The following is a 12,627-nucleotide window of genomic DNA, read 5'->3' as shown; positions in this document are numbered from 1 at the left end:
TATATGCCGACCGGACCGCCTCACACCAGCCCGATAACGACGAACGCGACGAGCGTGACCGCGAGCAGCACCACGACGTGTTTCGCGCCGTCGCGCACCGACCCCTCACCGAGCTGGCCGGCGACGAGACCCGAGCAGACCGCCTGAATCGCCGCGGCGTGGAAGAACAGCTGCTCGTAGGCGTCGACGTCGATGTCGTCTATCCCGTCCGCGATCCCGCCGGGACCGGCGGGGACGGCGCCGCCCCCGGTTTCCGGGAGGCCGCCGCCCGTTCCCGGGACGCCCGCCGACTCTATCGCCGGGATGAACGACACCGACAGCGCCGCGATGATCCCGAGGAAGACGAGGAAGGAGATGTAGATAACGATGAGGTACGTTAGCATTACCTGTCGGCGCTCGCGCCGGAGCGACCACGTCGCGCGCGACTCGTCGGCCGCGATCCGGAGGACCGGCCCGACGTCGCCGCTCGCCCGGATCGCGTTGGTGACGAGCGCGACCGCCCGGGACATCATCGGCGACCGGACCCGCCGTTCGAGGCGGCGCAGCGCGGTCGAGACGTCCGCCCCCCAGTCGACGTCGCGGCGGGTCCGACGGAGGTCCTCGGTCAGCGCCTCCAGGTTCGAGTCCGCGACGCGGCGGACGCTCCCGACCACGGCCGTCCCCGCCTCGTTGACGCTCGCGAGGCGGTCGAGGAAGTCGGGCACCGCGGACTCGACGCGCCGGACCCGGCGCTTGCCGAACTCGTAGGCGACGGCGTAGGCCGCGAGGACGAACGCGGTCGCGGCGACGAGCGGCCCGTCGACCTGCCCGACCATCTCCACGGGCGTCCCCAGCGTGATCGGGAACGCGAAGACGAGCAGCGCGGCGACCGCGATCGGGACCGCGGCGAGAAGGACCGTCCGCGGCGAGGCCAGCACCGTCTCGACCGGGGACTCGGCCAGGCGGCGCAGCCGGCTGAGCCGGTCGTAGACGCGGAGCCGCTCGCGGCTCTCCGCCCAGCGGTCGGGGCCGACTCCGTCCGCGCCGAGACCGTCCGCCCCGGGACCGCCCGAGCCGCTCCTATCGGCGCCGGCGCCGTCCGGGTCCCGTCCGGCCGCCGTTCCCCCGTCGAACCGCGGGGCGTCGCCTCGGTCCCCCGGCCCGTCGGCGGCGTGGCGCACGCCCGACACCGACGGCGTGTCCGGGTCCCCGAGCGACGACTCCGCGACCGTCTCGGTGCCGCCGACGCCCTGCGTCACGCTGTCGACGTAGACGACGAACCCGAACGTGGCGAGCGGGACGCCGACGTAGACGATGACGCGGAGGATCGGCATCGTGTCCTGTAAGACCAGCCCGATGACGACGAGGATGGTGATGAAAAAGAGCGGGCCGGCGACCAGCGCCGTGACGTACGCCTCCGCGAACGTCGAGAGCAGCTCTAAGTACTGCTCCTGTTTCGCCTCCGCCTCCGCCTGATAGCGCTCGTACTGGTCCTTGAGGAACGTCGACACCGGCTGCCCGGTGCCGAGGACGGAGGCGAGGTTCTCCGCGAAGTCAGCCAGGTCGTCGCTGGGCGTCCGGCGCGAGATCCGCTGCAGCGCCGTGAGCGCGTCGGTCCCGAAGGCGTTCATGTCGCGGACCGCGACCGAAAGCTCCGTCGCGGCCTCGCCGTAGACGGCCTCGTTCTCCGCGAGCGTGTCCATCACGCGCGGGAACGCCATCCCCGAACGGGAGAGGGCGTACATGAACGCGACCGTCCGGGCAGGGTGGCGTCGATCTCGGCCGCGCGGGCGTAGGCCCGCTGGTCGAGGAGCCGCCAGCGAGCGACGTACACGCCGAGCGCGAGCCCCGCGCCGACGGTGGCGGAGACGACCGTAAGCAGGACGAAGAGCCGGCCGAGTCCGAGGTCGGCCAGCCGCGCGACGACCGCAACGAACTCGAACGCGCTCGGGACCGCCTCGCGGATCGTCGCCTCGCCGACGTCGAGCGCGGCGAGCAGGGCGCCGGCCGCGTACACGCCGATCACGCTGCCGGCGACGCCGAGGACGGCGGCGTACAGCAGGGTCCGCGAGGCGTACACGCGGTGGGTCGTCCCGGCGACGTGAGCCGCGCGCATCCGGTCGCGCTGGGCCCGCCGGCGCGCCTCGCTCTCGCTCACGTAGTCGCCGAACGCCGACAGCGCGACGCGAGTGACGAACAGGTCGGCCCGGTCGTCGACGAGCGGGACAGCGAGCGCGAGGCAGGCCGCGAGCGCGGCGGCAAGCGGGAGGTACTCGATCATCGGCCCGGGGCGTCGGACCCGCTCCCGGCGCTCGCGCCGTCGGCGGGGGCGGGACCGCGGTCGCTCCCGCTGCGCGCGCCGTCGCCCTCGTCCGCGAGGTCGTCGGGGTCGACGCCGTCGGCCGCGCTCGCGCGCTCGTCGAGCTTGTTCATCACGCGTTCGGGGTCGGCGTAGTACTCGTTGACGAGGGCCGTGAAGGTGCGGTAGTCGTCGATCCCGAGCGCGGAGAGCAGTTCGATGAACCGCTCGCGGCGGCGGACCTCCCGGAGCAGCTCAGACCGGGACCAGCCGCGGTCGTCGGCTATCTCCTCTAACAGCGAGGAGTCGTTCCGCCGGAACGTGTCGGAGTCCGGCACCCACTCGAACGCCGAGGAGTAGTCGAGCTCGCCGGTCCGCTGGTCGATGCCGCCGATCTCGCCTATCGTCTTCGCGCGGCGCACCCGCTCGTCGTCCGAGCGCGTGAGCGTCTGCACCGAGAGCATGTCGAGCGACTGCACCATCGCGCGCGGGACGTTGATCGGCTCGTTCTCCAGGCGGTTGATCACCGTCTCGATCGAGTCGGCGTGCATCGTGGAGAAGGTGGTGTGGCCCGTGTTCATCGCCTGGAACAGGGTGATCGCCTCCTCGCCGCGCACCTCCCCGACGACGATGTACTCGGGGCGGTGGCGGAGCGCGGAGCGCAGCAGGTCGTACATGTCGATGTCGGTGCCCTCGTACCGACGTTCGCGGGTGACCGCGGAGAGCCAGTTGTCGTGGTATAAGGAGAGCTCGCGGGTGTCCTCGATGGTGAGCACCTTCGCGCGCGGCGGGACGAACATCGACACCGCGTTCATCGAGGTGGTCTTCCCCGACGCGGTGCCGCCCGCGAAGATGAGGCTCTTGTTGTGCTCGATACAGAGCCAGAAGTACGCCATCTGCTCGACGGAGAAGGTGCCGTACTCCACGAGGTCGACGGGGGTGAACGGGTCCTCCGCGTACTGGCGGATCGTGAACGCCGAGCCGCGCGGGGTCACCTCCTCGCCCAGCGCCAGTTCCGCGCGCGAGCCGTCGGGGAGGGTGGTCTCGACGATGGGGTCACCGACGGAGACGTGACGGCCGGACTGCTGTGCGAGCCGGATCACGTAGCTGTCGAGCGCCTCCTGTCCGAACGAGACGTTCGTCTCGACGTCCGTGTACTGGTCGTGGTAGACGAAGATCGGGAGGTCATAGCCGTCACAGGAGACGTCCTCGATGTGGCGGTCGTTCAGGAGGGGATCGACCTTCCCGTAGCCGCGGAAGTCCCGGAAGAGGTAGTACGCGAGCGCGTGGAACGTGTCCATCCCGGCCTCGATACCGTACCCCTCAAGCAGCGTCTCGAGCTCCGACCGCAGGGTCTCCTCGTCGGCCTTTCCGGCCCCCTCGCGGTAGAGCAGCGGGTCGCGGATGTCGTCGACGACGCGGTCGAGGAGGTCGCGCTCGAACGCGTCCAGCTCCGGCTCGACCGCGTAGTAGCGGTGTTCGCTCTCGACCTCGTCGTAGGTGATCACGACGTACGCGTACGGCGCGTTCACCCAGTAGCGGTCGACCTCGCGCTCGTCCTCGGGAACCGCGAACGAGGCGAGCGGCCCGTCCTCGCCCGGGCGGAACGGGCGGACGTCGAGCGTGGACCCCTGAAGCAGCTCCCACGCCCGAGAGAGGCGACGCTGGAGGGCCCCGATCCGGTCGCCGAGGTCGCTCCCGCCGGCGTCACTCGCCATGGATACGGGAACGTTGCGGCGGGGGGAAGTTAAACTACCCCCGACAATTATCAGCGGCGACATCGGGACGGTTCGGCCGCCGAGTCCGGTCGCGGCGGGTCCGGAACCGCCGATCCGCCCGTTACGTTGATACGGCCGGGCCGCAAAGCGTTTGATAGGAAATGCGGCGTGACTACTTCGATTTGACCGTCGACGGCGTCGGTGACGGCGCCGACTCCCGGTCGCCCCCGCTGGTGCGGATCGACTTCCACGGGCCGGCGGAACTGCTCCGCGGGCGGCTCTCCGGGGGCGGGAGCGACGACGGCGCCGACGGCGACGACCTGCTCACGGCCGACGAGATAGACGTCGCCTTCCGGCTCCGCGAGCCGCTGGGCGAGGCGGACGACCCCGAGGGCGTCGTCGGCGTCACCAACCGATACACCGGCGACTTCATCCTCGAACTCAACGAGACCGCGACCGACGTACTCCCCTTCATCCACGCCGCGCGCGACGCGACCGATGACGGCGACGCCCGGTACCGCGTCGAGATCGACGTCGAGGGCGAGCGGCTCGTCGCCTACGACAAGGACACCTTCCTCGTGTACGACCACGAGGGGAACCTGCTCCGGAGCGAGAGCCTGATCCCCTCGGGCGTCGAGCTGTAGCGGCGGCCTTCCCGAGTTCTAGAGGCTGACGCTGTCGGGGACGAGCCGCACCGAGTCGCCGGGCCGCAGGTCGAAGACGCCGTCGCCGCGGCCGTCGTTGACGTCGCACTCCACGTAGCCGTGGCTCCCGACGGTGACGAGGCGCTCGCCGGGGTCGACGGCGCCGAACGTCTCCGCGACGGGCGTGAGGTCGCCGTCGACGCGGATCCAGTCGCGCCCGCGGACCAGTTCTCCCGGGACGTTGGTGATCACGTTCCCGAACCGGTCGATCGCGAGCACCTCGCCGTCGACGGCGACGACCTCGCCGTCGCTCCCGTCGCCTCCCGCCTCCCCGCCGCGTCCCGCCTCACCGCCGGCCTCTTCGCCGCCGCCTCCCGCCTCGCCGGCGCCGGCCTCGGCGCGCTCCACCGTCGGCTCCGGGAACCGGATGTCGACCGGGTCGCTCGCGGGCGCGAGGTCGTCCATCGCCGCGAGCTCCTCGTCGACCGCGTCGGCGTCGAGCGAGCCGGGTCCCGCTCCCGATGCCTCGTCGAGCGCCGCCCGAATCCGGGCCGCGGTCGGGGCGAACACGTCGCGGCCGTGGAACGTCTCGCTCGCCGGCTCGTCGACGGAGATGGTCCGGACGGCCACGTCCGACTCGTCGCCCGCCAGCGCCCGGGCGGGCGGCATCGCGAGACCGTTGTCGGGCGCGACGACGACGTGCGCGCCGGCGCGGACGACCAGGGCGTCGCGGTCGGTGCCGACGCCGGGGTCGACGACGGCGCAGTGGACCGCCGGCGGGAACTCGGGGAGGACGAACCGGAGCCAGAACGCGGCCGCCCGCGGGTCCCCGCGCGGCAGGTCGTGCGCGACGTCGATCGTCTCGGCGTCCGTGTGCCGGCGTATCACTCCCTTCATCGCGGCGGGATACGGCGACCCGAAGTCCGAGGTGAGCGTGATCATGTCAGAAGTCGCGTGCGGCGCACGTTTAAAAGGAACGGGCGGCGGCGCTGTCGGTCCTGCGGTGGCGCTGTCGGTCCTGCGGCGGCGCTGTCGGTCCTGCGGTGGCGCTGTCGGTCCTGCGGTGGCGCGTGCCGACGAGCGCCCGGAGGGCGCGAGTCGCACGCGCGAGGGAGTCGCTGGCGCCGGCGGCGCCAGCGACGAGGCTGGGGAGGTGTGAGGTGCTTTGCTGTGCGGGGTGGGTGGGACTCAAAGGGGCAGTCGCGAGGGCGAAGCACGGCGACGTAAGTAGCGTGGCGCTACGCGCCACGGAAAGCCGGCGGCGCCGCCGCCGGCGACACCGCAAGGAGCGAGCGAAGCGAGTGACTGAGGACCGCAGCGAGCCGCGCGAGTCCTCGCGACTGGGGCTTTGGCGGTGTTCACAGTCGATCCAGCAGCAGCCATTTATAAACGATCAAAGCCTTCGAGGATGTTCTCCGTCAGTCCGCAATCGACCATTCGCGCAAACGGGCATCTTCACGTCCACACCGCCGGATTATTCGTCGGAGGGCTCGTCGCCATTCGCGTCTGTCTCCGCGATTCGGCGGATGCGCTCGACGCCGCCGACCTCGCGGATCACGTCGACGACGGCGTCGGGGACGAGGCCCTCCCAGTCGCGGCCGCGGATCATCCGCTCCCGGAGTTCGGTCCCCTCCAACACGTCGCGGCGGAACATGGGGGACTGGCGGACCTCGACGCCCGCCTCCTCGAACAGGCGGACCACGAGCGGGTTGTTCGAGTACGCGACGTCGAACCGCGGCGTCATGCTCTGGACGTGGCTCACCCAGACGGAGTTGCGGTCGAGGTCCTCGATGGGGACGACGTACGTGGTGGCGTCTAACTCCTCGACCGCCTTCGTCACCATCATCACGCGCTCGCCGGCGGTGAAGGGGTTCCGCGTGGTGTGGGAGTCGCCGGCGGAGCCGATACCCAAGACCAGCTCGTCGACGTCCGCCGCGATCTCTTCCACCATGTGCTGGTGACCGTCGTGGAACGGCTGGTACCGGCCGATGTAGAACCCCCGCATGGATTCACGTAGTACCGGCGTCATTTATAAACCCCGTGGGAACGGTCGAACGGGGAGATCGAGGGATTGACGGCTTCAAGACGGCGTTTACCGCACCGGGGGAGACGGCTCCGGGGGGAGAAAGTATATCAGTAGCCGACCCTTCTTTTTCGGTAGCGATACCCGATTCTATGAGCAACGAGAAGGACACGAACGACCCGACGGCCGACGACCCCGACGAACCGCCTCACGGCGGCGTCGACGACTCGAGTCCGGCGGGGAACGGCGAGGAGGCCGCGCGCGGCGACCCCGAGCCCGACGACGACCCGACGAGCGGGCCCGGCGTCGACGAGGACCCGGTCGCGGACTCCGGCGAGGAGTCGGCCGCGGACCCCGACGACGCGGACGAGCCCTGGGACGACGGCGTCGTCGTCGACGAGGGCGACGGGTTCGAAGACACCGAGGTCGTCGGGGGCGGTCCCGACGAGGACCGGAACGGCGAGACCGCCGGCCCGGCCGACGACGGCGGGATCGACGAGCTCGGCAGCAGCGTCGAGGTCGAGGGCGCCGAGATAGACGAAGACCCGGAGGAGGACGACCTCCTCGGCGGGCTCAACATCGACACGACCGCCGAACTCGAGATCCCCGACCGGCTCGTCGACCAGGTCATCGGGCAGGAGCACGCCCGCGACGTGATCATCAAGGCGGCGAAGCAGCGCCGCCACGTGATGATGATCGGCTCGCCCGGGACGGGGAAGTCGATGCTCGCGAAGGCGATGTCCGAACTCCTCCCCAAAGAGGAGCTTCAGGACGTCCTGGTGTATCACAACCCCGAGGACGGCAACAAGCCGAAGGTCCGGACGGTGCCGGCCGGCAAGGGCGACCAGATCGTCGAGGCGCACCGCGAGGAGGCGCGCAAGCGCAACCAGATGCGGTCGCTCCTCATGTGGATCATCATCGCCGTCGTGCTGGGCTACGCGCTCATCATCGTCGGCCAGATCCTCGTCGGCATCATCGCCGCCGGGGTCGTCTACCTCGTCTTCCGCTACCTCAACCGCGGGTCGGACGCGATGATCCCGAACCTGCTGGTGAACAACGGCGACACGAAGACCGCGCCGTTCCGCGACGCGACCGGCGCGCACGCCGGCGCGCTGCTCGGTGACGTCCGGCACGACCCGTTCCAGTCAGGCGGGATGGAGACGCCCAGCCACGACCGCGTCGAGGCCGGGGCCATCCACAAGGCCAACAAGGGCGTGCTGTTCATCGACGAGATCAACACGCTGGACATCCGCAGCCAGCAGCACCTCATGACGGCGATTCAGGAGGGCGAGTTCTCGATCACGGGCCAGTCCGAGCGCTCCTCGGGCGCGATGGTCCAGACCGAGCCCGTCCCGACCGACTTCGTCATGATCGCGGCCGGGAACCTCGACGCGATGGAGAACATGCACCCGGCGCTGCGGAGCCGCATCAAGGGGTACGGCTACGAGGTGTACATGGAGGACACCATCGAGGACACCCCGGAGATGCGCCGGAAGTACGTGCGCTTCATCGCCCAGGAGGTCGCGAAGGACGGGCGCCTGCCGGAGTTCTCGGCGGAGGCCGTCGAGGAGATCATCCTCGAGGCCAAGCGGCGGTCGGGCCGGAAGGGCCACCTCACGCTGAAGATGCGGAACCTCGGCGGGATGGTCCGCGTCGCGGGCGACATCGCCCGCGGCGAGGACGCCGACGTCACCACCCGCGACCACGTGCTACAGGCGAAGGGCCGCTCGCGGTCCATCGAACAGCAGCTCGCGGACGACTACATCGAGCGCCGGAAGGACTACGAGCTGCAGGTCTCGGACGGCTACGTCGCCGGTCGCGTCAACGGGCTCGCCGTGATGGGCGAAGACTCCGGGATCATGCTTCCGGTGATGGCCGAGGTGACGCCGACCCAAGGCGGCGGCCAGGTGATCGCCACCGGCCAGCTCAAGGAGATGGCCGAGGAGTCGGTCCAGAACGTCTCGGCTATCATCAAGAAGTTCTCCGACGAGAACATCTCCGAGAAGGACATCCACATCCAGTTCATCCAGACGGGCCAGCAGGGCGTCGACGGCGACTCCGCGTCCATCACGGTCGCGACCGCCGTCATCTCCGCCTTAGAGAACGTCGGCGTCGACCAGAGCCTCGCGATGACCGGCTCGCTGTCGGTCCGCGGCGACGTACTCCCCGTCGGCGGGGTCACCCACAAGATCGAGGCGGCCGCGAAGGCCGGCTGCGACCGGGTGATCATCCCCGCCGCCAACGAGCAGGACGTGATGATCGAAGACGAGTACGAGGAGATGATCGAGATCATCCCCGTCTCGCACATCAGCGAGGTCCTCGACATCGCCTTAGAGGGCGAAGCCGAGAAGGACTCGCTCGTCTCCCGGCTGAAGTCGATCACCGGTTCGGCGCTGAAGGACGGCAACGTCTCCGGGCCGTCGAACCCGAGCCCGCAGTAGGCGGGCACCGGTTCGCTTCGCGGTTTTTCCTTTCTCGCGTTCCACCGCTGAGCCTCCTCCCCCCTCTTTTTATTCCGGGAGCGTCTACGGCGGACGATGACCGGGAAACCGACCGTCGGGGAGTACATGACCCGCGAAGTGGAGACGGTTAGCCCGGACGAGACGGTGGCCGAGGTCGCGCGACGCATGGCCGACAGCGACGGACACAACGGGTTCCCCGTCACGCAGGGCCGCACGGTCGAGGGGTTCGTCTCGGCCGGGGACCTGCTGCTCGCGGACGAGGAGGCCCCCGTGTTCACGGTGATGACGGAGAACCTGATCGTCGCGCACCCCGACATGAAGGTGACGGACGCCGCGCGGGTGATCTTACGCTCCGGGATCCAGCGGCTCCCCGTGGTGGACGACGCCGACAACCTCGTCGGGATCATCTCGAACACCGACGTCGTCCGCTCCCAGATCGAGCGCGCGACGCCCGGCAAGGTCGGGAAGCTAATGAGAACCCTCTCGCAGATCCACGGCGTCGAACTGGACGAGGAGCGCCGCGAGGTCGAGATCGCGGCCCTGACGCCGACGCAGGCCCGGGTGTACGCCGACGAGCTGGAGGGCCGGCAGTACGAACTCGAACACGGGCTGGCCGAGCCCCTCGTCGTCATCGACAACGGCGGCACCCTCTACCTGGCGGACGGCCACCACCGAGCGATGGCCGCCCGCGAGGCCGGCATCGAGGCGATGGACGCGTACGTGATCGTGCCCCGGAGCACGGTCGACCTCGGAATGGCGAAGACCGCCGAGAACGAGGGGCTCCGGGTCGTCGACGACATCGAGATCGTCGACTACGCCCGACACCCCCTCGTGGAGACGACGAAGCGGCTTCAGTAGGGGGACGCGACCCCGTCCGCTCGGAGGCGCCGATCCGTAGCTGACCGGGCGGGCCGGAACGCGTCGGCGACCGGGCGGTCGGTTGCGCCGGCGAGGGTAATTCGTGGTTTTCGCAGACACACTTTTATGAGTCGACAAGAAAGGGAGAGGTATGGGACGAATTCGAAACGCGGTCGACAGGGCGAAGTACGCGGCCGTCGGCGCCGCGGTGGGCGCCGCGGTCGGCGGCGTGTGGAGCCGGAACGCGGCCAGCACCGGCGGCGCGCTCGGCGGGTTGGCGGGCGCGACGCTGGCCGAACTGAAGTCCGGGGCCGGCGGCGTGTTCGCGGACGCCGAGGAGGAGGCGGACGGTGAGGACGTCGACGTCGACGCGGCCGCCTGAGCGGTCCGCGAAGCGGTTCCTCTTCGGTCGCATCGGGAACGTCTATACCGGCGGGGCGAGTAGCCGCCGGCAATGAGTGACACCGACGCCGAACCGGACGCGACCGGCGCGTCCGACGGCGGGGACGGCTGGTTCGAGACGCTGCCGTCGGGCGCGCCCGCCGACGGGGCCCCCGAGAGCGGAAGCGACGACGCGACCGCGGCGGCCGCGGCGCGGGTGCGCGACGGGAGCGCCGCGGCGCCCGACGACTGGCCCGCCCGCGCCGTCGAGTCCGGGTTCGCGGACGACGCGCACGAGTACTACGACCGGCTCAAGGCCGCGACGACGCGCGCGACCGGCGAGGCGGTCCGCGAGCGGGAGCGCGCGGACGACGCCCAGCTGATCCACGCGGTGCGGGCCGTGGACGACTGCGAGCGCACCGCAAACGAACTGGCCGAGCGCGCCGTCGAGTGGGCGGGGAGCCTCTTCGACGACGTCGGCTCCGGCGTCGAGGGCGCCCGCGAGGTCGCGTCGCGGGAGCCGGAGAGCGAAGTCGAGCGGCGGGCCGTCTCCCTCGCGGAGCGCGCCGCCGAGCTCGACGACGAGCGGGCGGCGCTCGCGGAGGCCATCGGCCGGACCGCGCCCGCGGTCGCCCCAAACCTCACCGAGATGGCCGGGCCGGAGCTCGCCGCGCGCCTGATCGCGCTCGCGGGGGGGTTGGAGTCGCTCGCGAAGAAGCCGTCCGGGACGGTCCAGCTGCTCGGCGCCGAGGACGCGCTGTTCGCGCACCTCTCGGGGCGGGCCCCCTCCCCGAAACACGGGATCATCTACACCCACGAGTTCGTCCGCGGGACGCGGCCCGAGGACCGGGGGTCCGCCGCGCGTGCGCTCGCCGGGAAGCTGACGCTCGCGGCCCGCGCGGACCACTACGCCGGCGAGCGACGCGAGCGGCTCCACGACGACCTCCGCGAGCGGATGGCGACCATCCGGGGGCGCGCCGAGGCCGAGGATGAGAACGGGGGGACCGACGATGAGTGACCCCGCCCTCCCCGACGGGGTCGAACGCCGCGATATCGACGGCGAGGAGCGCTTAGCGACCCGCGGCGAGCCGGTGTACGGCGAGCCGACTGCCGACGGCTGGCGCGCGTGGGACCCGGGGCGGTCGAAGCTCGGCGGGATGCTCGAACTCGGGTTCGAGACGGGGCTGACGGGCGGCGAGACCGTCCTCTACCTCGGCGCCGCGAGCGGCACCACGGTCAGCCACGTCGCGGACTTCGCCGGTCCCACCTACGCGGTCGAGTTCGCGCCGCGACCGGCGCGCGACCTGCTCGACGCCGCCGCGTCGCGGGAGCGGCTGTTCCCGCTACTCAAGGACGCGCGGAAGCCGGAGACGTACGCGCACGTCGTCGAGAGCGACGTCGACGCGATCGTTCAAGACGTGGCAACTCGGGGGCAGGCCGACGTGGCCGTCCGCAACGCGGAGTTTTTGGCCGACGACGGACGGCTGTTGCTCGCGGTCAAGGCGCGCAGCGAGGACGTGACGGCGGAGCCGGAGGCGGTGTTCGAGGGCGCGCTCGACCGGCTCCGCGAGGCGTACGAGATACTGGAGACGCGGCGGCTCGACCGGTTCCACGAGGACCACCTCGGCGTCGTGGCGACGCCGAAGTGATCACTCGGCCGGGTCGAACAGGTCCTCGATCCGGCAGTCGAAGTGCGCGGCCAGTTTGAAGGCCAGCTCCAGCGAGGGGTCGTAGCGCTCGCGTTCGATAGCGTTGATCGTCTGGCGGGTGACCCCGACGGCGGCGGCGAGGTCGGACTGACTCTCGCCGGTCTCCGCGCGCCGGTCGCTGATGTCGTTCCTCATGTCCGGTACTTGTGGTAGAGGACGGACGAGCCGTAGACGACGAAGACCGCGAACAGGGTCCACATCGCGCCGTAGAACTCGCCCGGGAGCGTGACGAGGCCGCTCTCCTCTAGGGCGAGTCCGCTGGGCGCGCCCAGGACGAAGACGTACGCGAAGCCGTTCATCGTATTCTCGCTGGCCTTGCGGCTGATGGTGCCGTCGCGCTCGTCGTACAGTTCGACGGGGCTAAACCGCTGGACGAGCCCCATGCCGAGGCCGCCGGCCCAATACAGGGCCACGCCGAGGACGAAGCGGTCGACCGCGATGCCGACCCACAGCGCGAGGATACCGGCGCCGAGCAGACCGTACGCGATTCGCTTGTACCGTTTCCGTGTGGAGGGCCGAGTCGTCGCGGAGGTGGTGTGTTCGCTCATGGTGGA

11 protein-coding genes and 1 pseudogene are annotated in these 12,627 nt (G+C 70.6%); 6 read left to right on the top strand and 6 right to left on the bottom strand.

Annotation, left to right across the window (positions count from 1 at the left end):
* Positions 1 to 20 precede the first annotated feature (20 nt).
* A pseudogene (locus tag KI388_RS02870) lies at positions 21 to 2,260 on the bottom strand (type II secretion system F family protein).
* Positions 2,257 to 3,996: a type II/IV secretion system ATPase subunit gene (locus KI388_RS02865; protein WP_215087888.1), complete on the bottom strand. Its 1,740-nt coding sequence runs from the start codon at positions 3,994 to 3,996 to the stop codon at positions 2,257 to 2,259. Before KI388_RS02865 ends, KI388_RS02870 begins: the two are co-directional and overlap by 4 nt.
* A gap of 161 nt (positions 3,997 to 4,157) precedes the next feature.
* Between KI388_RS02865 and KI388_RS02860 the strand changes: the two genes are divergently transcribed.
* Positions 4,158 to 4,640 (top strand): DUF5793 family protein, encoded by a 483-nt coding sequence (locus tag KI388_RS02860; protein ID WP_215087887.1) that lies wholly within the window; start codon positions 4,158 to 4,160, stop codon positions 4,638 to 4,640.
* 18 nt (positions 4,641 to 4,658) lie between these two features.
* On the opposite strand, the gene KI388_RS02855 is transcribed toward KI388_RS02860, so the two are convergent.
* Both KI388_RS02855 and KI388_RS02850 read right to left on the bottom strand, forming a co-directional pair.
* Entirely contained in the window at positions 4,659 to 5,582 is a 924-nt protein-coding gene (locus tag KI388_RS02855; protein WP_215087886.1) for an SAM-dependent chlorinase/fluorinase, read from the bottom strand.
* Positions 5,583 to 6,114: 532 nt separating this feature from the next.
* Positions 6,115 to 6,645, bottom strand: a complete 531-nt coding sequence (locus KI388_RS02850; RefSeq protein ID WP_215087885.1) for a nicotinamide-nucleotide adenylyltransferase — start codon at positions 6,643 to 6,645, stop codon at positions 6,115 to 6,117.
* Between the two features lie 170 nt (positions 6,646 to 6,815).
* Here KI388_RS02850 and lonB point away from each other — a divergent pair, with 170 nt between their 5' ends.
* From lonB to KI388_RS02825, 5 genes are all read left to right on the top strand, one after another.
* Positions 6,816 to 9,104, top strand: coding sequence for an ATP-dependent protease LonB (gene lonB / locus KI388_RS02845; RefSeq protein ID WP_215087884.1), 2,289 nt, complete (start codon positions 6,816 to 6,818; stop codon positions 9,102 to 9,104).
* 96 nt (positions 9,105 to 9,200) lie between these two features.
* On the top strand, positions 9,201 to 9,983 hold the full coding sequence (locus KI388_RS02840) for a CBS domain-containing protein (RefSeq protein ID WP_215087883.1): 783 nt from the start codon (positions 9,201 to 9,203) through the stop codon (positions 9,981 to 9,983).
* Between the two features lie 151 nt (positions 9,984 to 10,134).
* Positions 10,135 to 10,365, top strand: a complete 231-nt coding sequence (locus tag KI388_RS02835; protein WP_215087882.1) for a glycine zipper domain-containing protein — start codon at positions 10,135 to 10,137, stop codon at positions 10,363 to 10,365.
* A 72-nt stretch (positions 10,366 to 10,437) separates the two neighbouring features.
* Positions 10,438 to 11,382, top strand: coding sequence for an NOP5/NOP56 family protein (locus KI388_RS02830; RefSeq protein WP_215087881.1), 945 nt, complete (start codon positions 10,438 to 10,440; stop codon positions 11,380 to 11,382).
* Positions 11,375 to 12,013 (top strand): fibrillarin-like rRNA/tRNA 2'-O-methyltransferase, encoded by a 639-nt coding sequence (locus tag KI388_RS02825; protein ID WP_215087880.1) that lies wholly within the window; start codon positions 11,375 to 11,377, stop codon positions 12,011 to 12,013. The genes KI388_RS02830 and KI388_RS02825 overlap by 8 nt, the downstream gene beginning before the upstream one ends.
* On the opposite strand, the gene KI388_RS02820 is transcribed toward KI388_RS02825, so the two are convergent.
* The gene (locus tag KI388_RS02820) at positions 12,014 to 12,208 is read right to left on the bottom strand and encodes a helix-turn-helix transcriptional regulator (RefSeq protein ID WP_215087879.1); all 195 of its coding nucleotides are present in this window, start codon (positions 12,206 to 12,208) and stop codon (positions 12,014 to 12,016) included.
* Positions 12,205 to 12,621, bottom strand: coding sequence for a DUF2178 domain-containing protein (locus KI388_RS02815; RefSeq protein WP_215087878.1), 417 nt, complete (start codon positions 12,619 to 12,621; stop codon positions 12,205 to 12,207). Before KI388_RS02815 ends, KI388_RS02820 begins: the two co-directional genes overlap by 4 nt.
* Between the last annotated feature and the right edge of the window lie 6 nt (positions 12,622 to 12,627).

The sequence above is a fragment of the Halorubrum sp. 2020YC2 genome (assembly GCF_018623055.1).
In the GTDB taxonomy this organism is placed as follows: domain Archaea; phylum Halobacteriota; class Halobacteria; order Halobacteriales; family Haloferacaceae; genus Halorubrum.
This window is presented reverse-complemented; position numbering and strand designations above follow the sequence as displayed.